The 20,739-nt window shown below is 66.0% G+C and carries 23 protein-coding genes; 8 read left to right on the forward strand and 15 right to left on the reverse strand.

What is annotated here, in order from left to right; genetic code table 11:
* A complete protein-coding gene (locus tag GD628_RS03170; RefSeq protein WP_152273804.1) occupies positions 1 to 1,137 on the forward strand; it encodes an AMP-binding protein in 1,137 nt (378 codons plus the stop codon).
* 212 nt (positions 1,138 to 1,349) lie between these two features.
* Complete coding sequence (locus GD628_RS03175; RefSeq protein ID WP_091602061.1) at positions 1,350 to 2,234, forward strand: 1,4-dihydroxy-2-naphthoate polyprenyltransferase; 885 nt, start codon at positions 1,350 to 1,352, stop codon at positions 2,232 to 2,234.
* 13 nt (positions 2,235 to 2,247) lie between these two features.
* On the opposite strand, the gene GD628_RS03180 is transcribed toward GD628_RS03175, so the two are convergent.
* Both GD628_RS03180 and GD628_RS03185 read right to left on the reverse strand, forming a co-directional pair.
* Entirely contained in the window at positions 2,248 to 3,309 is a 1,062-nt protein-coding gene (locus GD628_RS03180; protein WP_152273805.1) for an SdpI family protein, read from the reverse strand.
* A gap of 79 nt (positions 3,310 to 3,388) precedes the next feature.
* On the reverse strand, positions 3,389 to 3,697 hold the full coding sequence (locus GD628_RS03185; RefSeq protein ID WP_091602055.1) for a DUF4229 domain-containing protein: 309 nt from the start codon (positions 3,695 to 3,697) through the stop codon (positions 3,389 to 3,391).
* Between the two features lie 121 nt (positions 3,698 to 3,818).
* Here GD628_RS03185 and GD628_RS03190 point away from each other — a divergent pair, with 121 nt between their 5' ends.
* Positions 3,819 to 4,199 carry a PLD nuclease N-terminal domain-containing protein gene (locus GD628_RS03190; RefSeq protein ID WP_152273806.1) on the forward strand — a complete coding sequence of 127 codons (381 nt, stop codon included), beginning with the start codon at positions 3,819 to 3,821 and terminating at the stop codon, positions 4,197 to 4,199.
* A gap of 259 nt (positions 4,200 to 4,458) precedes the next feature.
* Here GD628_RS03190 and ccsB read toward each other — a convergent pair whose 3' ends face one another.
* The 5 genes from ccsB to GD628_RS03215 all read right to left on the reverse strand — a co-directional run bounded on the left by ccsB (position 4,459) and on the right by GD628_RS03215 (position 9,443).
* Positions 4,459 to 5,487 carry a c-type cytochrome biogenesis protein CcsB gene (gene ccsB, locus GD628_RS03195; RefSeq protein WP_091602052.1) on the reverse strand — a complete coding sequence of 343 codons (1,029 nt, stop codon included), beginning with the start codon at positions 5,485 to 5,487 and terminating at the stop codon, positions 4,459 to 4,461.
* A complete protein-coding gene (resB, locus tag GD628_RS03200) occupies positions 5,487 to 7,223 on the reverse strand; it encodes a cytochrome c biogenesis protein ResB (RefSeq protein ID WP_152273807.1) in 1,737 nt (578 codons plus the stop codon). Before resB ends, ccsB begins: the two co-directional genes overlap by 1 nt.
* Before the next feature lie 68 nt (positions 7,224 to 7,291).
* On the reverse strand, positions 7,292 to 8,008 hold the full coding sequence (locus tag GD628_RS03205; RefSeq protein ID WP_091602267.1) for a cytochrome c biogenesis CcdA family protein: 717 nt from the start codon (positions 8,006 to 8,008) through the stop codon (positions 7,292 to 7,294).
* A 77-nt stretch (positions 8,009 to 8,085) separates the two neighbouring features.
* Positions 8,086 to 8,685, reverse strand: a complete 600-nt coding sequence (locus GD628_RS03210) for a TlpA family protein disulfide reductase (protein WP_091602046.1) — start codon at positions 8,683 to 8,685, stop codon at positions 8,086 to 8,088.
* A 95-nt stretch (positions 8,686 to 8,780) separates the two neighbouring features.
* Positions 8,781 to 9,443 carry a histidine phosphatase family protein gene (locus tag GD628_RS03215; protein ID WP_152273808.1) on the reverse strand — a complete coding sequence of 221 codons (663 nt, stop codon included), beginning with the start codon at positions 9,441 to 9,443 and terminating at the stop codon, positions 8,781 to 8,783.
* A gap of 146 nt (positions 9,444 to 9,589) precedes the next feature.
* Between GD628_RS03215 and GD628_RS03220 the strand changes: the two genes are divergently transcribed.
* From GD628_RS03220 to GD628_RS03230, 3 genes are all read left to right on the forward strand, one after another.
* The gene (locus tag GD628_RS03220) at positions 9,590 to 10,129 is read left to right on the forward strand and encodes a YceI family protein (RefSeq protein WP_091602040.1); all 540 of its coding nucleotides are present in this window, start codon (positions 9,590 to 9,592) and stop codon (positions 10,127 to 10,129) included.
* Between the two features lie 196 nt (positions 10,130 to 10,325).
* Positions 10,326 to 11,030 (forward strand): hypothetical protein, encoded by a 705-nt coding sequence (locus tag GD628_RS03225; RefSeq protein WP_152273809.1) that lies wholly within the window; start codon positions 10,326 to 10,328, stop codon positions 11,028 to 11,030.
* A gap of 175 nt (positions 11,031 to 11,205) precedes the next feature.
* Entirely contained in the window at positions 11,206 to 12,117 is a 912-nt protein-coding gene (locus tag GD628_RS03230; RefSeq protein ID WP_152273810.1) for a hypothetical protein, read from the forward strand.
* A 3-nt stretch (positions 12,118 to 12,120) separates the two neighbouring features.
* Here the strand turns inward: GD628_RS03230 and GD628_RS03235 are convergent, their stop codons facing one another.
* Both GD628_RS03235 and GD628_RS03240 read right to left on the reverse strand, forming a co-directional pair.
* Entirely contained in the window at positions 12,121 to 12,831 is a 711-nt protein-coding gene (locus tag GD628_RS03235) for a redox-sensing transcriptional repressor Rex (RefSeq protein ID WP_091602031.1), read from the reverse strand.
* Positions 12,832 to 12,953: 122 nt separating this feature from the next.
* Positions 12,954 to 13,217 (reverse strand): glutaredoxin family protein, encoded by a 264-nt coding sequence (locus GD628_RS03240; protein ID WP_152273811.1) that lies wholly within the window; start codon positions 13,215 to 13,217, stop codon positions 12,954 to 12,956.
* A 66-nt stretch (positions 13,218 to 13,283) separates the two neighbouring features.
* Here GD628_RS03240 and GD628_RS03245 point away from each other — a divergent pair, with 66 nt between their 5' ends.
* Positions 13,284 to 14,096, forward strand: a complete 813-nt coding sequence (locus GD628_RS03245; RefSeq protein WP_091602029.1) for an HAD family hydrolase — start codon at positions 13,284 to 13,286, stop codon at positions 14,094 to 14,096.
* Positions 14,097 to 14,179: 83 nt separating this feature from the next.
* On the opposite strand, the gene GD628_RS03250 is transcribed toward GD628_RS03245, so the two are convergent.
* The 3 genes from GD628_RS03250 to GD628_RS03260 form a co-directional block, all read right to left on the reverse strand.
* Positions 14,180 to 14,278, reverse strand: coding sequence for a 30S ribosomal protein bS22 (locus GD628_RS03250; protein ID WP_003792170.1), 99 nt, complete (start codon positions 14,276 to 14,278; stop codon positions 14,180 to 14,182).
* A gap of 186 nt (positions 14,279 to 14,464) precedes the next feature.
* Positions 14,465 to 14,677, reverse strand: a complete 213-nt coding sequence (locus GD628_RS03255) for a helix-turn-helix domain-containing protein (protein ID WP_055239164.1) — start codon at positions 14,675 to 14,677, stop codon at positions 14,465 to 14,467.
* 148 nt (positions 14,678 to 14,825) lie between these two features.
* The gene (locus GD628_RS03260) at positions 14,826 to 15,923 is read right to left on the reverse strand and encodes a 3-deoxy-7-phosphoheptulonate synthase (RefSeq protein WP_091602026.1); all 1,098 of its coding nucleotides are present in this window, start codon (positions 15,921 to 15,923) and stop codon (positions 14,826 to 14,828) included.
* 307 nt (positions 15,924 to 16,230) lie between these two features.
* Here GD628_RS03260 and GD628_RS03265 point away from each other — a divergent pair, with 307 nt between their 5' ends.
* Positions 16,231 to 17,466 carry an alpha-hydroxy acid oxidase gene (locus tag GD628_RS03265; protein ID WP_338083403.1) on the forward strand — a complete coding sequence of 412 codons (1,236 nt, stop codon included), beginning with the start codon at positions 16,231 to 16,233 and terminating at the stop codon, positions 17,464 to 17,466.
* On the opposite strand, the gene gdhA is transcribed toward GD628_RS03265, so the two are convergent.
* From gdhA to GD628_RS03280, 3 genes are all read right to left on the reverse strand, one after another.
* Positions 17,463 to 18,803, reverse strand: a complete 1,341-nt coding sequence (gene gdhA, locus GD628_RS03270) for an NADP-specific glutamate dehydrogenase (RefSeq protein WP_091602019.1) — start codon at positions 18,801 to 18,803, stop codon at positions 17,463 to 17,465. The genes GD628_RS03265 and gdhA overlap by 4 nt on opposite strands.
* An 88-nt stretch (positions 18,804 to 18,891) precedes the next feature.
* A complete protein-coding gene (locus GD628_RS03275) occupies positions 18,892 to 19,437 on the reverse strand; it encodes an ArsR/SmtB family transcription factor (RefSeq protein WP_091602016.1) in 546 nt (181 codons plus the stop codon).
* A gap of 57 nt (positions 19,438 to 19,494) precedes the next feature.
* Complete coding sequence (locus GD628_RS03280; protein WP_091602261.1) at positions 19,495 to 20,703, reverse strand: acetoin utilization protein AcuC; 1,209 nt, start codon at positions 20,701 to 20,703, stop codon at positions 19,495 to 19,497.
* Between the last annotated feature and the right edge of the window lie 36 nt (positions 20,704 to 20,739).

The following is a 20,739-nucleotide window of genomic DNA, read 5'->3' on the forward strand; positions in this document are numbered from 1 at the left end:
ATGGAACTGCTTCCAGTCCACACGCCGTCCGGCTTCAACGCCGGGGACCTGCTGCCGCCGCTCGCCGCTGCGCTGGCCGGGGAAGGCCCCGCCGTCGCGCCGCATGCCGATCCGGCGCAGACCTTCACCGGGGAACTGCCCAATGACGACGTCGCGCTGGTGATCAGCACCTCAGGATCCACCGGCACACCCAAGCAGACCATGCTCAGCACCGATGCCTTGGCGGCTTCTTCGATGGCCACCGCGATGCACCTGGGCCAGGACGGCCAGTGGCTGCTGGCGCTGCCGGTGCACTACATTGCCGGCGTGCAGGTGCTGGTGCGGTCGCTCTACGCCGGAACTGAACCGGTGCTGATGGACACGGGTGCCCCGTTCAGCCCCGAGGCCTTCACGGCCGCCGCGCAGGCCATGACGGACCGGACCCGGCTCACTTCCCTGGTGCCCACCCAGCTGCACCGGCTGCTCACGGATCCCGCTCCGGACACGCTGGCGGTGCTGCGCCGCTTCGACACGATCCTGCTCGGCGGTGCCGCCGCCAGCCCGTCGCTGCTGGCGCAGGCCCAGGACTCCGGACTTCACGTGGTGCGCACCTACGGCATGAGCGAGACCGCCGGCGGCTGCGTGTACGACGGCGTTCCGCTGCCCGGCGTGGAGGTCCAGGAAGACCAGGGCCGGCTTTGGATCGCCGGGGACATGCTCGCGGAAGGTTATCTTGGTGCGCCTGAACTGAGCGCCGAGCGGTTCGCCTTCCATTCCGGCAAGCGCTGGTTCCGCACAGATGACACCGGTTCCGTGTCCGGGGACGGCGTCGTCTCGGTGTCCGGCCGGCTCGACGACGTGATCGTCACCGGCGGGGTGAAGGTCTCCGGCGCTGCAGTTGCCGCAGCCGCCGAACAGCTTCCCGAGGTGCACCAGGCGGTGGCCATGGGGCTCGATGACCCGGAGTGGGGCGCGGTGGTGGGAATCGTCGTCGTCGGGTCCGTGGACACCGGCAGGCTGCGCAGCGCCGTCCGCTCCGCACTCGGCGCGCCCGCTGTTCCGAAGGTAGTGGTGGAGCTGGAACGGCTTCCCCTGCTGCCCGGCGGTAAGACCGACCGTCTGGCTGTGCGCCAGCTGCTCGCCGCCGCCCGCGGTTAGGCCACCCCCCCCCCCGCTCCCCCCTCTCCCCCATCGAGATGGCAGAAAGTGCACGTCTCAGCGCTGAGACGTGCACTTTCTGCTATCTCGGCGCGCGGCGGACGGCGTTTTCGCGGTCCCGGCGGCGGTGCGGGAGAATGAAGCTGTCCGGAGGGAACATCTCCCTCCGGCGCGCATCAGCCCAAGAACGCCAAACGAAGAAGGAATGAACTGTGGCCACAGCGGCGCAATGGTTGGAGGGGGCACGCCCCAGGACACTTCCGATGGCGGTTGCTCCGGTGATAATCGGCTCCGCTGCGGCGTTCGATCTGGGCGGCTTCCGCTGGCTCAATGCCGTGCTCGCGGCCGCCGTGGCAGTCCTGCTTCAGGTGGGCGTCAACTACGCCAACGACTATTCCGACGGCGTCCGCGGCACCGACGACAACCGGGTTGGTCCGCTGCGGCTCACCGGTTCCGGTGCCGCACCGGCGAAATCGGTGAAGTACGCCGCGTTTACGGCCTTCGGCCTGGCGATGGCTGCAGGACTGGCTCTGGTGGTCCTTTCCCAGGCCTGGTTCCTGCTGCTCGTCGGCGTGGGCTGCATTGCCGCTGCCTGGGGCTACACCGGAGGCCGGAACCCCTACGGGTACCTCGGCCTGGGTGATGTTTTCGTCTTTGTCTTCTTTGGTCTCGTGGCCACCCTGGGCACCACTTACACGCAGGCCGGCACGGTGAATGCCGCGGCCTGGATCGGCGCGGTCTCCACGGGACTGATTGCCACCGCACTGCTGATGGCCAACAATGTGCGGGATATCCCCACTGATCGGGAGTCCGGCAAGCGGACCCTCGCCGTGCGCCTGGGCGACGACGCCGCACGCATCAGCTACGTCATGATGCTGGCGCTGGCCCTGCTCCTGCCGCTGCTCCTGGTGGGCGACTACCCCTGGGTACTGCTCGTCCTGCTGCTGCTGCCGGCGTGCCTGATGCCGAGCTGGCTGATGCTCAAGGGAAAGAAGCGCCGCAGCCTGATTCCGGTGCTCAAGCAGACCGGCCTGATCAACCTTGGCTTCAGCGTCATCTACGGCCTGGCCCTGGTGCTGACCCGGCTGCTGGCCTAGCCTTCGGGGCATTTTAGCCCCGAGGCGTACCCGGTTCATCCCCCAGGCCAGCGCGGTAGGCATTTACCAGGGCACAGGCGCGTCCTGCGGTCTCAGCGTCCGGCATTGAGATGACGTACTTCTGGTTGAAGCCTGCGGTCAGGATCAGCGCCGGACCGCTGTGAAGGATGAAGCCAGTGCCCGCAGCGCTGATCCGGTACCCCCAACCGCCGAAGTCCAGGGCCTGGATATCCTGCACCGACGCAGCGGCGATCTCCCGGTGTGCCAGCGGCATTAGTTTCCAGAACCCGCCCGCCAATACCCGCACACCGGCGTCGTCAATGATTGCCTTGCCCGAGGAGAAGATCCACAGCAGCGCGGCCGTGGGAAGCCCCAGCAGGGCCAGGGCAGGATGGATGAAGACGAGGCTCAGCGCGACTGCGGCGCCGGTGCCAAGGCTGAGCGGCCACTTGCCCGGCCCCATGGAGATCCTGACCGTCATGCTTTCCCGGTTGGCGGCGGTCCGGCGTGCATCTGCCGCCACCATTGAGTCCTGGTTGGCTGCGGCTGCATCGGCGGACAATGTATCCGCGCTGGGCGTCCGGTCAGCTTCTGCGGGGCGATAGAGCCAGCCGCAGACGATACCCGCGGCACAGCCGACGACGGCGGACATCCAGATCACCGGTCCGTCGACCTCCGCCTGCGAAGCGTCAGCGAGCCCGATCTGACCGGCGACGACGGCGACGGCCAGTCCCGTCATCAGCACACCGAAGGCGATACCGAATCCAACCCCGATGCGGGCTAGGACTGCCGAATAGCCACGGGTCAGGACGGACAGACCTGCAATGACGGCACCGCTTCCGCCGCCGGCGAAGACAGCAATGGCTGCCATGGTCCACAGGGACGAGTACCCGTCTACGCCGTCAGGTCCCCAGTGGCTGGCGAGGCGGTCGGGAAGATCGCCGGAAACCGTGGCCATCCACACTGCCGCAGCCAGCCCCAGGGCCAGCGGGCCGATAATCACTGCGATCAGCCAGCGCCGGTTGCGGGAACTTTCGGCCTGCTCTGACCGGCTTCTGAGTTCTGAATTCGACATGCGCTCCCCCACGGCTACCCGCCGTTCTGCGGGCAGGACTGTCCGTCGACCCTAGCAGGGACGGCCGGAGGGACCGGTGTCAGCTCTCGCGGGGCTTGCGGTCCGCGTCGATGGTGACGTCCGGGTTGGCGTCATGCAGCGAGTCCTCGGCAGCCGAGTCATCCAGCTCGGCCCGGTTGCGGGACGGAGGCGTCTTCTCGCTGAAACGGCTCTGCAGGCCGACGGCCGCTGCGTCGCGCATGTCCCGGAAGAAGAGGTACGTCACGCACCAGGCCAGGATGGCAGAGACGATCGCGGAGAGCACCAGCCCCAACTGCAGGTACACACCGGCGATGAAGAAGATTGCCACCAGACCAAGGCGGAGAGCAGTAAATTTCCAGAAAGCCACGTGCCCATTCTACGGGCACGGGCCCATCCGGTCTCCCAGTTGATTCACAGCCTCGAAAACGAATTAGGTGCCTTTGGAAACCATTCAGGCCGCCTCCAGCCGGCTCCACTACACTGGGGGCATGCCCCGCTTCGTACTCCTCGGCGTCATCGTCGTAGCAGCCGTAATTATCTACGCCGTCATCGACTGCCTGATGTCCCGGGCCCATGAAGTGCGGAGCATCTCCAAACCTTTCTGGATCGCAGTGATCCTCCTGCTGCCGGTTCTCGGCGCTATTCTCTGGTTCCTCTTTGGCCGCCCCGGCCACGGACCCGAGCCCAAGCCCCGCGCTCCCCGCCGCCCCACCGCACCGGATGACGATCCTGAGTTCCTCCGCAACCTGGAAATCCGCCGCCGCCAGCAGGCCAAGGAGGCAGAGCTCAAGCGCCGCGAGCAGGAAATCGCTGACCGTGAGAAGCGCTCCAAGCAGAACGACGACGAGAAGCCCAGCAGCAACAGCTAGCCTGGCACCGTAAGCCTCGAAGCCCCGTTCCGGAATCCTTTCCGGGACGGGGCTTTTCGTGTGCCCCGGTTACCTGTGTGACCCCCGGTCCATGCGCCCCCACCCGCCGTGCCCATCTCGCCGGGGCCCCCGCTGCAGCGCCGTCGCGGACTACTCCCGTGGTTGGAGGGAAGCCCCACCAGAGCGGACCGCACTCACCAGACACAGCAAGAAACCCCGCCCCGGCAGAAGCCGGAGCGGGGTCCTTGGACGAGAGCTGCTAGACGCCGGAGTAGCTGTGCAGGCCGGCGAAATAGACGTTCACGATCGTGAAGTTGAAGACCACGCACAGGTAGCCGACGATCGAGAGCCAGGCGGCGCGGGTGCCGGTCCAGCCGCGGGTAGCGCGGGCGTGCAGGTAACCGGCGTAGACAACCCAGATCACGAAGGTCCAGACTTCCTTGGTGTCCCAGCCCCAGTAACGGCCCCAGGCCTGCTCGGCCCACACGGCACCGGCCATGAGGGTGAAGGTCCACAGCACGAACGCGACGGCGTTGATGCGGTAGGAGAAGTTCTCCAGGGACTGCGCCGAGGGAACAATCTTCAGGAAGCCGAAACGTTCCTTGCCGCCGGCGCGGGCCTTGGATTCACGGTCAGCCTGCAGCAGCTGAAGCACGGACATGGCAAAGGTCAGGGTGAAGAGGGCGGACGCGATGACCGCGACGGAAACGTGGATGATCAGCCAGTAGCTCTGCAGTGCCGGGATCAGGTGCCCCACCGGGGTGGGGAAGCCGATGGTCGCGGCCATCATCATGATCAGCACCAGGCCAACCACGAAGGTGCCCAGGAACCGGAGGTCGCGGCGCAGCAGCACCAGCAGGAAGACCACGGAGACCACCAGCGCGCCGGTGGTGCAGAACTCGTACATGTTGCCCCACGGCACGCGGTGCGCGGCAAGGCCGCGGGAAACCACGGCGGCTGCATGGATGAGCGTAGCCAGTGCGGTCAGCGCGACGGCGACGCGGGCCGCGTTGCGGCGCTTACCGGTGTAGCCCATGGCGTCGTCAGCGGTGACGGCTTCGCCGGACCACTCACGGTTGGAATCCGCCGGGCCGGACGACGGCGCTCCGGCAGTCACCATGACCTTCGGGGCGGACTGGACGGCAGCCTTCTGGTCGATCGCCTTCAGGGTTTTGCTGCTCTTTGCCAGGTCCCAGGCGAACGCAAGCAGCGCGACGGTGTACGTGAACGCCGCCAGCAGCATGAAGAGATCGCTGTATTCCGCGAGCTGGTAGTCAATGGAGGGCATTAGGAGTCCTTACCTTCTTCTTCCGTGCGTCCGGTGCTGCCGGTCACTGATGCATCGGCCGGGGTTCCCTGGCCTTCCGCTGGGGTTTCGGCGGGGGCGTCCGCCAGCCACTTCTTTTCAAGCAGGGTCCGCAGTGCTTCGCCCTCAGTTTCCAGCCGCGGGTCTTCGCCCCGGGCCAGCAATCCGTACTCGACCATTATGCGTCCATCGTCGGCCGTTCCGGTACGGACCCAGACGCGCCGGCGTGCGATGAAGAGCGACGCCGAGAGGCCGAGGAGGCTGAGCGCGGCGAAAACGCCCACCGCAGTCTTCGCCGGGTCATAGTGCACGTCCAGGGCCGCGTAGCGCAGCAGCCCGTCAAAGCTGATGGAGCCCTTGCCCTCGGGGAGGTCGTAGCTCTGGTTCATGCCCAGGACGATGCCGCCGGAATCGAGGTCCCGGTTGTTAAGTTCGGTGAGGTCATCGGTGTCCAGGACGAACACGTTGGTGGGCACGCCGTCATCCAGGCCAAGGTCTCCGTAGTAGGAGTTCAGGTTCAGCTGCGGGTTGACCGGATCAGGGTCTCCGGAGAAGGAGACGCCGGCGGGGTCCAGCATGGCGGTGGGGAGGAAGAACCCCACGAATCCGAGCTGGTCCGGCTTGGCGTCGGGTGCCTTGATGACCATCAGGGACGTGTAGACGCCGTCCGTCGGCACGCCGACTACCGGGCCCTGGAAGGCGATGTCGCCTTCCCCGTCACGCACCGTGACCACCGGAGCGTAGCCGTTACCGACCAGGTAGACCTTGGTGCCGCCGATGTTCAGCGGCTCGTTGACTTTCAGGGTCTCCTGGCGGGGTTCTTCCTCGGCGTCTTCCTGCACGGTCACGCTGGCAGTGAAGTCCAGGGGCTGGACATTGCCGTTGGGCTGCCGGTCGAAGGTGACGTCGAAGTCGTCGAGCGTCAGGGAATAGGGACTGAGCTGGGACTCGGAGAAGTTCGTGCCCGGGCTGAAGGTGTCGTATCCCACGAGGGTGTTCACGAAGGTATCCCCCTCAACCACGATGCGCTGTCCGTTGTAGCCCATCAGTCCGCCGACGGCAACGGAGGCCAGGACACCGATCAGCGAAACGTGGAACACCAGGTTGCCGGTCTCCTTGGCGAAACCGCGCTCGGCGCCGACGGACGGACGGTTACCGTCCAGGTCCCGGGTCTCAACGCGGTACCCGCGCTTGCGCAGGACGGCCGCTGCGTCGCGGGCGGCGTCGGCGGCTGTGAGTCCCGTACCAGCCTGCACGGCCAGGGTTCCGTATTCCGGCAGGCGGGAAAGCCGGGTGGGCGTGCGGGGCGGCTTGGAGCGCAGGGCCTTCCAGTGCACCTTGGCACGGGGAATAACGCAGCCGATCAGGGAGATGAACAGCAGCAGGTAGATGGCGGAGAACCATACCGAGGAGTAGACGTCGAACAGCTGGAACCGGTCCAGCCAGGGCCCGGTGTCCGGATTGTCCTGGATGTACTGGGTTACTGCTCCGGGGTTGGCTGGACGCTGCGGGAACAGCGATCCGGGCACCGCCGCCACTGCGAGCAGCAGCAGCAGGAACAGTGCCGTGCGCATGCTGGTGAGCTGCGTCCACGCCCAGCGCAGGGTGCCGCGCAGTCCCAGGGCAGGAAGGGCGACGTCGTTGTCAGCCTTTTTGCCCGCACGGTCCGCGGCAGCGGTCTCCGCTTCCGTGTTCTCCACGGGAGGCTGTGGCGTCATTTCGCTCTCCGGTTTCGGTTTCAACTGGTTCTCATTGTTCTCTGGGGAGGGATTCGAGGGTTTAGTCATCAGATCGGCAGGGTCACGCTGTCCAGCCAGCCCTGCAGCTGGTTGATCCAAAGGTTCCAGATGCCGGTGACCATCAGCAGGCCAAGGGCAATCAGCATGCCGCCGCCAAAACGCTGCAGCCCTACGCGGTAGCGGCGGAAGAATCCGAGGGCCCCCATGCCGCGCCGGAAGCCGAGGGCGATCAGCAGGAACGGCAGTCCCAGCCCCAGGCAGTAGACAAAGGTGAGCAGCGCACCCTTGGCCGCGGAAGCGTCGTCGCCGGAGAAGGAGAGCAACTGCACGGCGGAGAGGGTTGGGCCCAGGCAGGGGGCCCAGCCCAGGCCGAATGTGATGCCCAGCAGCGGAGCGCCCCAGAGCCCGGCGGGCGGGCGGGCCTCGATCTTGCGGTCGCGCTGGAACCAGGAGAGGCCGCCCATGAAGATGACACCGAGCAGGATGATCAGCGCACCCAGCACCTGCTGGATCCACACCTGCTCCGCACCGCGCAGCCAGGCACCCAGCTGGCCGATTCCCGCCCCGATGGCCACGAACACCACGGAGAAGCCCAGTACGAACAGGGCGATGCCGGTGAACATCCGGCCGCGGCGCTGCTTCTGCAGGTCGATTCCGGTCAGGCCGGTGACGTATCCCAGGTAGCCGGGCACCAGCGGCAGCACACACGGGGAGAGGAAGGAAACGAGCCCGGCCAGCACGGCAACGGGGATCGCCAGAAGCATCGATCCGTTCAGGATCGTTTCGGCGAAGACGTTGGCTGCCGGCACGGCGGCAGCTGGAAGCACGGGCGGCACGTCGGCTACGCGGCCAGCGCGTCGGCGATGAGGGTCTTCAGCGTTCCCTTGTCCGCCAGGCCCAGGATGCGTGCGGCTACCCTGCCTTCGCGGTCAAGGACCAGCGTGGTGGGAACGGCCTGCGGCGGCACGAAGCTGGTCATGGCCAGCAGCACTCCCCCGTTGCGGTCCTCGAAGCTGGGGTAGGGAATGGCGAAGTTCCGCTCGAAGGCCTGGGCGGTCTCGGCTTCGTCGCGGATGTTCACGCCGTAGAAGCGTGCACCTTCCGGGGCGTAGGTCTCATGGAGTTCCACGAGGTCCGGGGCTTCCTTCCGGCACGGCGCGCAGGCGGCGTACCAGAAGTTCAGGACGACGACGTCGCCGGCCCAGTCCGCAGCGCTGACTTCCGTGCCGTCAAAGAGGGTTCCGGTCAGGCGGACCGGCTCTCCGCGCTCGGAGGCGGCGTACTCGGTGACGGAGCCGTCACCGGCAATGTAGTTCTTGTTGTCTCCGGCTTTGGCCTGTTCGGCAAGCGGATCATCGGCCGAACAACCGGCCAGGGCAGCCGCCAGCGGCACGCCAACTGCCAGCCCGGCGCCAAGGCGCAGGAAGGACCTGCGGTGCATGGCAGCAGGTGATGTTTCGCTTGTGGGTTTCTTCACGGAGCTCCAGCTTTCATCGCGGCAGGGGGCGGCCACTTCTACAACGCGTAGTAATTGTATTATGCGCCGGGGAGATTCGCCGCCCCGGGCAGGAGGTCGGCCGACGGCTCGGCGTAGCGGACCCCGGTAAGTTCCATGTCATTGAAGTCCAGGGTGGTCACCGAGGTGAGCGTGCACTCGCGGCTGCGGGGGTCGTGCCAGAGCCTGCGCCCCTCGGCTGCCAGCCGGGTGACCCAGATGGGCAGCTGGTGGCTGACCAGCACTGCTTCGGCTCCACTGCCGCCCAGCTCAAGGGCATGGATCCTCGCCTCATGCACTGCGGCCATGACCCGGTCCACCTGCTGAGCGTAGGGCTCGCCCCAGGAAGGCTTCATGGGGTTGCGCAGCAGCGGCCAGTACCTCGGATTGCGCAGTTGCCGCTTGACCCCGGGCAGTCCCTCGAAACGGTTCTCCGCTTCGAGGATCCTCTCGTCAGTGATGGTTTCGACTCCGAGCGCGCGGGCGATCGGAGCCGCCGTCTCCTGCGCACGGGTCAGGGGTGAGGCAACCAGGTACACCAGCTTCGCGCCGTCGTTCCGGCGTTCGGCGAAGTAGTTCGCAACACGGTCCGCCATTTCCCGCCCGAGGTCCGATAGATGGAATTCGGGCAGCCTGCCGTAGAGAATGCCGTCCGGATTGAAGACTTCACCGTGGCGGACGAGGTGGATTGAGGCGCGGGACATGCCTCCCAGTCTCGCAGACACGCCGGGGAAGATTAAATCTTCACAAACGGTTGAACCTTTGAGCAACGTATGCAATAGTGGATGCAAATGCATCTACTGGTGGTGGGGCAAAGCGCTTCGCCACTGCAACAACCAAGGAGAAACACATGATCCCCACCGGTCTGACCGCAGGCACCTGGAACCTCGATTCTTCCCACAGCGAAGTTGGCTTCACCGTCCGCCACGCCGGCATCAGCAAGGTCCGCGGCAACTTCGACAAGGTGACCTCGGTTCTGGAAGTTGGCCAGGACCTGGGTGACTCCAAGATCACTGCCGTGATCGACGCCGCATCCTTCAACTCGAACGACGCCAACCGCGACGCGCACGTCAAGGGCGCGGACTTCTTCGACGTCGAGCAGTTCCCCGAACTGCGCTTCACCGCCACCGGCATTGAAGGTTCCGGCGAAGAGTACAAGCTCACCGGCGACCTGACCATCAAGGACACCACCCGCCCGGTGACGCTCGACGTCGAGTTCAACGGCGTCGCCGTTGATCCGTTCGGTGCCACCCGCGCAGGTTTCGCCGGCAGCACGGTCATTAGCCGCAAGGAATTCGGCCTGACCTGGAACGCAGCACTGGAGACCGGCGGCGTCCTCGTGGGCGACAAGGTCACCATCAACGTGGACGTAGCCTTCGTCAAGGCCTAATCCGCCCATCCACACGGATCCGGAGCGCTGAACGCGCTCCGGATCCGTTTTTAACGTGTTCCGGCCCGCTGGAAAAGGGCCGCTCCCGGTGTGTCCGGGCTGGCAGGGGGCATAGACTGGCTTGCGACTTCGCAGATGGGTTATCTGCCCTGCCGGAGACCTTCCGGCAGGCCAATCCACACGGCAGGCGGGCCCCATGAGCACTCCCAACGTTCCCGATCCGCAGGACGGCGGCAACGCCGCCCACGGCGATGGCCCGGGACCGGATCCCCGGCCCGAACCCCGCTACGGACAGTATGGCCAGGCCTCCGGGCAACAGGGTCAGCAGCACACTCCCCCGCAGCCCGGACAGGGCCAGTACGGCCAGTCCTACGGTTACCAGCCGGCCCAGCCTTCCGGCTACAGCTCCCCGGGGGCACCCCAGCAGCAGGGCCAGCCGAAGGGTCCGGCACCCCGCGAGGTTGTTCTCGGTTTCTGGCTGATCATCGCCGCCGGGGTCTTGTCCCTGATCAACAACCTTGTGACTTCCTTCCGGCTGCCGGACGTCCTCACCGCCTCCCAGATGGATGCCCTGCGGGATGCCAACGTCGACGTCCAGGACGCCGGAGGCTTCGTCGTCTGGTTCTCCGTGGTCCTGAGCATTATTGGACTTGGCCTGTACGTCCTGATCGGCTGGTTCATCCTGAAGGGGCACAACTGGGCGCGGATCCTCGGCACGGTTTTCGCCGCCTTTTCTGCCGTAGGCCTGCTGGTTTCCCTGCCCGCCTATGTGATGTCCCCGCTGGGCTGGCTCTCGCTGCTGTCATCACTGGCCGGAATCGCCGGAATTGTGATGCTCTACCTCCGCCCGAGCAACCCCTACTTCCGGCGCCGGGAGTTCAACCCCTACCGCGCTTACTAGGGCTTCCGCCCTGCCAACCGGCCCACGGGAAAAGAATCTGGGCCGCGGGGAGACGGGTTCGGGGCAGCACAGTCCACAGCCGGAGCACTGACGCGTAGCGTTGAGTCTCCGCCGGGCACCTTCGGGATCACGGCGGAGTTTCGATTCTTCCGGTCTTGTGAAGGCGGCGACGATTATGACGACTCCTCCCGCAGCGCCCCGCTCATCCCGAGCAGGCACCCATTCCCTCGCCAACCGCATCCTGCATCCCGGTCCTCGCCGGCCACCCGGCGGCAATACTTTGTCCCCGGACCATGACCTGCAGGCCAGGAATACGGCCGGCCTGCATCCGCCGGATTCAACGGCAGGACACACGGGAATCGGCGACCGCCTGTTCGGCTGGGCCCGCTTCCCCGACGCAGTCATCCAGCTGGCGCTCTCGTCCCCGGCTTCCCGCCGGACCAAGGCGCACTCCTCCCCTGCTGCACTTGATGGATCCAGGACGCTGCCCGTAGACAGCACCGCGGAGACGAAGGCCAGCCAGGAAGCAACCACTACCGGGCAGCCTGCCAAGGCACCCGTCCAGCCGCGGCCCGCAGCCAAGACACCGCACCGGCCGGACCACTCGCCGTCGGCTCCCGCAGCAGCACCGCGGCCGCCGCAGATCTCAGCTCGCAAGACTCGGCGCCCGGCACCCCTCGCCATCAATACCGCGGCACTGCTCCTCATCGCAGGCGGCGTGCTCAGCCTGGTTGCCGGCCTCCGCGCGGCCCTGGATCCGGAACGGCCTGCACCTCAGGCAGCGGCCCAACTGGCGGAACTGCGCGTTCCGGTTGAGATGGTGCTGTCCTTCGCCAGGGTCGCGGATGTGGCCGTATCCGCCGTCGCCTTTGGAATCTTCCTGCTCCTGGCGTCCCTGGTTCGGGACGGCAGGAGCTGGGCGCGGACCGGCGGGTGCGTGGTGGTTGCCGCTGCGCTGTACTTTGCCTTCCGGGATGGTTCCTCCGTCCAGGTGGCCGGGGCACTGCTGGCCCTGGTGGGAACCGGCCTCCTGTTCCTGCCGGCCAGCAGCCGGTACTTCGCGACCAAGGGAGGCAGGATCGCCTAGGCCTCAGCGCATCAGGCGCGCCTGGGCATCCGTCGCGATGGCGGAGACCTGGGCGCGCTGCGCGTGGTACGCGAGGATCTGCAGTTCGGTTGCCATGTCCACCTTGCGGATCTGGACTTCCGGGGGAGCCTGCAGGACCACTGGGGCGAAGCTGAGGATGCTCGTTATTCCGGCGTTCACCAGGCGCGTGCACATTTCCTGGGCGGCTTCAGCAGGCACCGCCAGGACAGCCATGTTGGCCCGTGTTTTTTCGAGCACGGCTTCCAGCGACTGCACTTCACTGATCCGGAGCCAGCCGACTTCCTGGCCCACGGCCAGCGGATCGGCGTCGAAAAGCGCCACCACTTCAAAGCCCCGGGACCCGAATCCCGGGTAGCCGGCCAGGGCCCGTCCCAGGTGACCGGCACCAATGATCGCCACGCGCCAGTCCAGGGTCAGGCCCAGGGCTGCGGAAATCTGTCCGCTGAGATAGGGCACGTCATATCCAACGCCGCGGGTTCCGTAGGAACCCAGGTAGGAAAGGTCCTTGCGGAGCTTGGGGGAATTTACCCCCGCGGCTTCGGCGAGTTCCTCGGAGGACACCCGTTCAACACCCTCAGTCAGCATGGTGCCCAGGACCCTGAGGTAGACGGTTAGCCGCGCGAGGGAAGCCGGGGGTATGTGCCGGCCGTGCGCAGGCACGGCCGGGCCTGCGGAGGCTGACTCTTCCGGCATACTCACTTCGGCAACTTTCGATAGCTACGGGCTGCGGTGCGGCTCCTGGCAGCCGGGATGCCCCGGCAGGTTCTCCACTCTAGAACCGCTTCTCCCGGCGACCAAGTGTGTTTAGCGCAGGGTTACTTTGCCAGCAGGCGGCGCAGGCGGGCCTCGTCGATCTGCCAGAAGTCGCGCTGCACGCCGTCGATCATCAGCACCGGAATCTCCTCGGCGAAGCGTTCCTGCAGCTCGGGATCCTCCGCGATCGACCGTTCCTGCCACGGAACACCAAGGTCCGCGGATACCCGATCCAATACTTCACGGGCGCCCTGGCACAGGTGGCAGCCGGGGCGGGTCAGCAGGAGGAGCTCGGGTACACCGGCTCCGGAAGACGCATCTTTCATGACTTCCAACTTAGTCTCCTGGCAGCGTTTCCGCGTTCCGGTGAGGTTTTTCAGTAGACTTCTTGCATGCCCCGTCCCGCGCTCGTCCGTGCCGCCGATTCTCCGGCCGCGGAAGGCAACCCGGGGGAAGCAGCATTCTTCGACGTGGACAACACCCTGATGCGAGGGGCCAGCCTGTTCCACGTGGGCCGGAAAATGTACCAGAAGAAAGTCTTCACGCTCCGTGAAGCGGCAGGGTTCGCGGTCAAGCAGATCCGGTTCATGCTTCGGGGCGAGAATATGAAGGACGTCCACAGCGTGCGGGACGCGGCCCTGGCGTTCGCCACCGGGCTGGCCGCGGAGGACGTCCGTATCCTGGGCGAGGAAGTCTATGACGAGATGATCGTCTCCAAGATCTGGCCGGGAACCCGTGCATTGACCGAACAGCACCTGAAGGCCGGACGGCCTGTCTGGCTGGTGACCGGGACTCCGGTGGAAGTCGCTTCGGTTATCGCGAGCAGGCTCTCCCTCACCGGCGCACTGGGAACGGTCAGCGAAGTCACGGACGGCCTGTACACCGGACGCCTGGTCGGTGAGTTCCTGCACGGGCCGGCGAAGGCATCCGGTGTGAAGGCGCTGGCCGAGCAGGAAGGGCTGGACCTGGACCGCTGCTGGGCCTACAGCGACTCCTACAACGATGTGCCGCTGCTCAGTCTTGTGGGCCACCCTGTGGCGATCAATCCGGATGCCCGGCTGCGCCGCCATGCCCGGGACCGGAACTGGCCGGTCTATGACTTCCGTTCCGGGCGCCGGGCGGCAACACTGGGCCTGAAGACGGCTTCACTCGCGGGTGCCGCCTACGGGCTGTGGCGCGGTTTCTCCTGGGTGCGTTCCCGCTAGGACAGCTGCCGGAGCGGAGCTTAAAAAGCGGAAGCCCGCCAGGTCCTGTGCGGACGGCGGGCTTCGCGGCAGCTAAGAAGAATTTACTTCTTATTGCGGCGCTGGTGGCGGGTCTTACGAAGCAGCTTGCGGTGCTTCTTCTTGGCCATACGCTTGCGGCGCTTCTTGATTACTGAACCCACAGAGTCCTCACAAACTTGAATTAGGAGCCATGCCGGTCCCCGCTTCCGCCAGGCCACATGGCCCGCCAGCATCGGTTCCGGCAATTACTAGCCAGAATGAAACGTTCCTTAACAGGGTACCGCCTCCGCGCAGCCTTCATGGACAGCGCCGGGGCAACCCCGAAACAGGTTACGGACTGGGAATGCCTAGGCCGTTCCGGACTGCCGGTCGATGACGGCGTTGCGCAGAACCTGCTGCACCGCAGACTCCGGAACGCGGTAGGACCGTCCGAAACGGACTGCCGGGAGTTCCCCGGAATGCACCAGCCTGTAAACGGTCATCTTGGACACGCGCATGACATCCGCGACCTCTGACACCGTCAGAAACCGCACGTCCGAGAAATTGCTCTCGTCTGCCATTTATCTCTTGTTCCTTCGCTCGGAAGCAACCTGCGCCATACAACTAGAGGCGGCGTGTCGCCTTGATGACCATCTCGTGACCGTCTAGCACTCTACTCTAGTGGCTGGAGTAACCATAGTGGAAGTTTTTCCGCTCATTCTTCGGCTCTTAAGACGCATTCCGGCGGCTTCGTGCTGCCTGCGCCAGCACGGTCAGGACTCCCGCGGAAGTTTCCCAGTCCATGCACTTGTCCGTGATGCTCTGGCCGTAGACCAGCGGGCCCGGATTGGCGGAGTCATGCGCCTGGGCGCCTCCCACCAGGAAGCTCTCCAGCATGATTCCGGCCAGGATGCCGGCACCCTCCGTCCCCGATTCAAGCTGGGCAGCCAGTTCCAGCGCGACCTCCGCCTGGCGGTGGTGGTTCTTGCCGGAGTTCGCGTGGCTGGCATCCACGATCAGCCGCGGATTCAGCTCCCGCTCCGCCAGCGCCTGCGAGGCGGCAGCGACGTCGGCCGGTGAGTAGTTGGGACCGGCACTTCCGCCGCGCAGGATCAGGTGGGTGTCCGCGTTGCCGGCGGTTCGAACCATGGAGGCGCGGCCGGCGCCGTCGATTCCCAGGAAGGACTGCGGGGCAGCTGCCGCCGCACACGCGTCCAGGGCGATCTGAAGCGACCCGTCCGTGCCGTTCTTGAAGCCCACCGGCATTGAGAGCCCAGAAGCGAGCTGGCGGTGAATCTGGCTTTCCGTGGTCCGTGCGCCGATGGCACCCCAACTGACCAGGTCCGCGACGTACTGCGGGCTGATGGGCTCAAGGAACTCGGTGGCAACGGGCAGCCCCAGCTCGCCGGCAGCAATCAGGAACCTCCGGGCGGCGTACAGGCCGGCCTCGATGTCATGGCTGCCGTCCAGGTGCGGGTCATTGATCAGGCCCTTCCAGCCCACCGTTGTGCGCGGCTTCTCGAAGTAGGCCCGCAGCACAATGAGCAGGTCCTCACTGTGCTCCTCCGCCACGGCGGCCAGCCGCCGGGCGTAGTCCAGGCCGGCGTCCGGATCGTGGATGGAGCAGGGTCCGACGACGACGAGCAGGCGGTCGTCAACGCCGTCGAGCACTGCGCGGACAGCTTCGCGTCCCTGGCGCACGGTAGCCGCCAGCTCCGGCGTAAGCGGCAGTTCAGCCAGCAACTGCTCCGGCGCCGGCAGCGGACGGAATTCGCGCACCCGCTGATCTGAGGTGGTTGTGGTGTGCTGTGTGGCGGTGAGGTTCATGGTCCCGTATCCGTTTGAGGGTGGACCGGCGGGACTCGTTCTCCAGAACCCGCCGGATATGGCGAAGGACAGGGAATGATCCCTGTCCTGTTGGCTCTGAAGGTTGGCGTCAGCGTATTATCGCGCGGGCTCCTCCAGAGCCAACGAAAAATACGCATACCAACGGTTAGTCATGGGTAAGACCGTAGGCCGGTTCCGGAAGCACCGCAAGTTCCCGTGTTCACAATCTTTCTTTGTGACGTGTGTCCCGCCGTTGACGGCGTAGGCTCGGGTGCCAAGAACAGCCAGCAGTGAAAGCGAGTTTTTGGTGACCTCCAAACCCCGGGCCCTGACCCGCCGGATTCCCCGTGTACAGGATCTGGCTCCCCTCATGCAGTTCAAGAAGCCGCAGCTTGGAACCGCTGCCAGGCTGCAGCGCGCCAGCACCATCTGGGATCTGCGGGACATGGCCAAGAGGCGCACCCCCAAGGCTCCCTTCGACTACACGGACGGCGCAGCCGAGGCGGAGATCACCCTGCGGCGGGCACGGGAGGCCTTCGCAGACCTGCAGTTCCGTCCCGGAGTGCTGCGGAACGTCGAGACGGTGGACCTGTCCACCTCAGTGCTTGGCCGGCCGTCTGCCCTGCCCTTCGGCATCGCGCCCACGGGCTTCACCCGCATGATGCAGTCGGAAGGCGAGTACGCCGGTTCACAGGCTGCAGCGGCGGCTGGCATCCCGTACACGCTCTCCACTATGGGAACGGCTTCCATCGAGGACGTTGCCGCCGCGGCGCCCGGCGGCAGGAACTGGTTCCAGCTCTACCTCTGGACGGACCGGGACAGGTCCCTGGAACTCATCACCAGGGCTGCGGCTGCCGGATTCGACACCCTGATGGTGACCGTGGACACTGCGGTGGCCGGTGAACGGCTGCGGGATGTGCGCAACGGCATGACGATTCCTCCGGCGCTGACGCTGAAGACCGTGCTGGATGCCTCCTACCGGCCAGCCTGGTGGTTCAATTTCCTAACCCACGAACCGCTGTCTTTCGCTTCATTGAACCGGTACTCCGGAACCGTGGCGGAGCTCATCAACTCAATGTTCGACCCGACCCTGACCTATGAGGACCTGGACTGGCTCCGCAGCGTCTGGAAAGGGAACCTCGTGGTCAAGGGCGTCCAGACCCTTGAGGATGCACGGCGCGCGGTGGACCACGGAGCGGACGGAATCGTGCTCTCCAACCACGGCGGCCGCCAGCTGGACCGTGCGCCCATTCCGCTGCAGCTGCTTCCGGAGGTCGCCGCCGTGCTGAAGGGGAAGACCAGCATCATCCTGGACACCGGGATCATGAGCGGCGGGGACATTGTTGCCGCGCTGGCACTGGGCGCGGACTTCACCCTCATTGGCCGGGCCTACCTCTACGGGCTGATGGCCGGAGGGCGGGCGGGCGTGGACCGCAGCATCGGCATCCTGGCTTCCCAGGCAGCCCGGACCATGGCACTGATGGGCGTGGCCGGCGTCAGCGAACTGACACCGGACCACGTCCGGCTGGGTACTGCGCGCTAGATGACGCCGAGGGCCAGCATCGCGTCGGCAACCTTGACGAAGCCGCCGATGTTGGCGCCCACCACGTAGTTCCCCGGAGCTCCGTACTCGTCCGCGGTGGCGGCGCAGCGGTCGTGGATATTGACCATGATCTGGCTCAGCCGCTGCTCGGTGTGCTCGAAGGACCAGGAGTCGCGGCTGGCGTTCTGCTGCATTTCCAGGGCTGAGGTAGCAACGCCGCCGGCGTTCGCTGCCTTGCCCGGACCGAAGAGCACTCCGGCTTCCTGGAAGACCTCGATGGCCTTGGGGGTGCAGGGCATGTTTGCGCCCTCTGCCACGGCCACGACGCCGGACTTCAGCAGCGAGGCTGCGTCGTCGTCGTTCAGTTCGTTCTGCGTCGCGCAGGGCAGGGCCACGTTGGCTCCGGCGTCCCACACGGAACCGCCGGCTACGAAGGAGGTGTTGCCGCCGCGGCGCTGGGCATACTCGGAGATGCGTCCGCGCTCGTATTCCTTGATCTGGCGCAGCAGTTCGACGTCGATTCCTGCCTCGTCCACCACATAGCCGGAGGAATCGGAACACGCCACAACCTTGCCGCCCAGGGCCTGGGCCTTGGCGATCGCGTTGATGGCCACGTTTCCGGAGCCGGAGACAATGACGCGCTGCCCGTCCAGGCTCAGTCCGCGGGTCTTGAGCATCTCCTCGACGAACATCACGACGCCGTAGCCGGTCGCCTCGGGGCGCACCAGCGAGCCGCCCCAGCTGACGCCCTTGCCGGTGAGGACACCGGACTCGTAGCGGTTGGTGATCCGCTTGTACTGGCCGAAGAGGTAACCGATTTCCCGGCCGCCCACGCCGATGTCACCGGCGGGCACGTCCGTGTATTCACCGATGTGCCGGTACAGCTCGGTCATGAAGGACTGGCAGAAACGCATGACTTCGGCATCGGACTTTCCGCGCGGGTCGAAGTCGGAGCCACCCTTGCCGCCGCCGATGGGCATGCCGGTCAGGGCATTCTTGAAAATCTGCTCGAAACCGAGGAACTTGACGATGCCCAGATAGACGCTGGGGTGGAAGCGCAGGCCGCCCTTGTACGGGCCGAGTGCGGAGTTGAACTCAACGCGGAAGCCGCGGTTGATGCGAACATGGCCCTGGTCGTCCACCCACGGGACGCGGAAGATGATTTGGCGCTCCGGCTCGCAGATCCGCTGCAGGATGGCGGCTTCACCGAACTCGGGGTGCTTGCGCAGCACCGGCTCCAGGGAATCGAAGACTTCGACGACTGCCTGGTGGAATTCAGTTTCGCCGGGATTGCGGCGGAAAACTTCGTCGCGCACGCGTGTGAGTGTTGCGTCCATGTGTTGCTCCTTATCGATGCCCCCACCCGCTTACTACGCTAGACCGGTCAGCGCCGGGAAGCGATCCAGGACCGGGTTGGGGAGCCGCCTACGGGCGGCGCCGGCGGAACTTGGGCAGAGCTCCCAACAGATCGGCTGCGCGTTCCGCGGCGCGGCCTACAGTTCGGCCCAGCTGCTGCTGGACACTGGCATCGACTGCTGCTGCCGGGGTTTCGGCGGCACCGGAGGGCATCTTGGCCGCGGCTGCTGCAGCAGTGGTTTGCCGTGTTGTGCCGGGAAGCCCGGCAAACAGGGAACGGCCGCGGGCTTCGCTGCTGTGTCCGGCGGCGACGCCTGCCAGACGAGGTGTGGTGGCCTGGGCGGCTGTGAGTGATGGCAGATCAAATGCGCTTAGCCATAGTACTACTTCGTCGAGGGGGCCGGTCTTCAACGAGTAGTAGCGGCGCTGGCCTTCGGCGCGCATATCCACCAGTCCGGCTTCGCGGAGGACCTTCAGGTGCTTGGATACCGTGGGCTGGCTGACCTCCAGTTCCTGGACCAGTTCCCCTACGGACTTGTCGCCGCAGCGCAGCGCGCCCAGGATCTCCCGCCGGGTTCCCTCTGCTATGACAGCGAAAACATCGTCAATGACCATAGGCATTACCTTAGCGGCATATCTGTGCTGCCCCTGTTTCGGCAGCCGTCGGGCCGGTCAGTCGAACCAGGGATCCAGTCCGTGCAGCGGGAAGACTTCCCGGCGGGTGGCCATGACTGTCCGGTCAATGTCGTCATTCGGGTCGTAGCCGACCTCCCAGGAACGCCACCACATATCCACCCCGTCCCCCATCTCGGTAGGGGTGTCGATTCCGTGCCGTTCGCGGACGTATTCGCGCCAGGGCTGGGGCACGGGGGTGGTCAGCGGCATCCGGGTATTCGCGGCCACAGCCAGCAGCAGGGACCAGGACCGAGGCACCACGCTGGCAACGTTGTATCCGCCGCCGCCGGTGGCGATCCAGCGCCCCTCGCAGAACTGGTCCGCCAGTCCGGAAATGCTCAGCGCTGCCTGCCGCTGCGTGTCCACGGATACGCGCAGGTTGGAGAGCGGGTCATCGCGGTGACCGTCGCAGCCGTGCTGGCTGATGATGATTTCCGGCGCAAAGGCGGCTGCCAGCTGGGGTACGACGGCGTGGAAGGCACGCAGCCACCCGGCGTCCCGGGTGCCGGGAGGCAGGGCAACGTTCACGGCGGTGCCCGGCGCGTCCGGCCCGCCGGATTCGTTGGCGAACCCGGTTCCGGGAAAGAGCGAGATTCCGGTTTCGTGGATTGAGATGGTCATGACCCGGGGATCGTTCCAGAAGATGGACTGGGTGCCGTCCCCGTGGTGCGCGTCCACGTCGATGTAGAGGACCCGGGTGTAGCCGGCGTCCAGGAAACGCGCGACGGCGGCAGCGGCGTCGTTGTAGATGCAGAAACCGGCAGCCTTTCCGGCAAACGCATGGTGCATTCCCCCGGCGAAGTTCACTGCGTGGCGTGCCCTCCCGGAGAGCACCGCCTCGGCCGCTGCCAGGGAGCCTCCCACGAGCCGGGCACTGGCCTCGTGCATCCCCTCGAACGCCGGATCGTCTTCCGTACCGAGGCCAAGGGGAGCATTGGAGGTCTGGGGATTCCGGCTGATTTCCCGCACCGCTGCGACGTAGGCGGGGTCATGGATCCGCTCCAGCTGACGGTCCTCGGCGACGTACGGGGCTCCCAGCGTCACCTGCGGAAGGTCGAAAATTCCCAGCTCCTTCGCCAGGCGGGCGGTCAGGTCCAGCCGCAGCGGGCTCATGGGATGTGTGGAGCCGAAGTTGTACGCCAGCAGCGATTCGTCCCACACGATGTGCGTCGGCACAGCGGGAAGGCCCAGCCCGGTACTCGTCATGCTCACAGGCTACGCGATCCGCCCCGGGCGGCCTGC

Source organism: Arthrobacter koreensis, assembly GCF_009193255.1.
GTDB lineage: Bacteria > Actinomycetota > Actinomycetes > Actinomycetales > Micrococcaceae > Arthrobacter_B > Arthrobacter_B koreensis.

Excerpts from the sequence above, each read along its gene's own strand:
- GD628_RS03220 (WP_091602040.1), top strand. The coding sequence starts at position 9,590 with ATGATCCCCACCGGTCTGACCGCAGGCACCTGGAACCTCGATTCTTCC.
- GD628_RS03190 (WP_152273806.1), top strand. The coding sequence starts at position 3,819 with ATGCCCCGCTTCGTACTCCTCGGCGTCATCGTCGTAGCAGCCGTAATT.
- ccsB (WP_091602052.1), bottom strand. The coding sequence starts at position 5,487 with ATGCCCTCCATTGACTACCAGCTCGCGGAATACAGCGATCTCTTCATG.
- GD628_RS03255 (WP_055239164.1), bottom strand. The coding sequence starts at position 14,677 with ATGGCAGACGAGAGCAATTTCTCGGACGTGCGGTTTCTGACGGTGTCA.
- GD628_RS03215 (WP_152273808.1), bottom strand. The coding sequence starts at position 9,443 with ATGTCCCGCGCCTCAATCCACCTCGTCCGCCACGGTGAAGTCTTCAAT.
- GD628_RS03230 (WP_152273810.1), top strand. The coding sequence starts at position 11,206 with ATGACGACTCCTCCCGCAGCGCCCCGCTCATCCCGAGCAGGCACCCAT.
- GD628_RS03280 (WP_091602261.1), bottom strand. The coding sequence starts at position 20,703 with ATGACGAGTACCGGGCTGGGCCTTCCCGCTGTGCCGACGCACATCGTG.
- GD628_RS03245 (WP_091602029.1), top strand. The coding sequence starts at position 13,284 with ATGCCCCGTCCCGCGCTCGTCCGTGCCGCCGATTCTCCGGCCGCGGAA.
- GD628_RS03210 (WP_091602046.1), bottom strand. The coding sequence starts at position 8,685 with ATGCACCGCAGGTCCTTCCTGCGCCTTGGCGCCGGGCTGGCAGTTGGC.
- GD628_RS03225 (WP_152273809.1), top strand. The coding sequence starts at position 10,326 with ATGAGCACTCCCAACGTTCCCGATCCGCAGGACGGCGGCAACGCCGCC.
- GD628_RS03205 (WP_091602267.1), bottom strand. The coding sequence starts at position 8,008 with ATGCTTCTGGCGATCCCCGTTGCCGTGCTGGCCGGGCTCGTTTCCTTC.
- gdhA (WP_091602019.1), bottom strand. The coding sequence starts at position 18,803 with ATGGACGCAACACTCACACGCGTGCGCGACGAAGTTTTCCGCCGCAAT.
- GD628_RS03180 (WP_152273805.1), bottom strand. The coding sequence starts at position 3,309 with ATGTCGAATTCAGAACTCAGAAGCCGGTCAGAGCAGGCCGAAAGTTCC.
- resB (WP_152273807.1), bottom strand. The coding sequence starts at position 7,223 with ATGACGCCACAGCCTCCCGTGGAGAACACGGAAGCGGAGACCGCTGCC.
- GD628_RS03170 (WP_152273804.1), top strand. The coding sequence starts at position 1 with ATGGAACTGCTTCCAGTCCACACGCCGTCCGGCTTCAACGCCGGGGAC.
- GD628_RS03240 (WP_152273811.1), bottom strand. The coding sequence starts at position 13,217 with ATGAAAGATGCGTCTTCCGGAGCCGGTGTACCCGAGCTCCTCCTGCTG.
- GD628_RS03260 (WP_091602026.1), bottom strand. The coding sequence starts at position 15,923 with ATGAACCTCACCGCCACACAGCACACCACAACCACCTCAGATCAGCGG.
- GD628_RS03235 (WP_091602031.1), bottom strand. The coding sequence starts at position 12,831 with ATGCCGGAAGAGTCAGCCTCCGCAGGCCCGGCCGTGCCTGCGCACGGC.
- GD628_RS03275 (WP_091602016.1), bottom strand. The coding sequence starts at position 19,437 with ATGGTCATTGACGATGTTTTCGCTGTCATAGCAGAGGGAACCCGGCGG.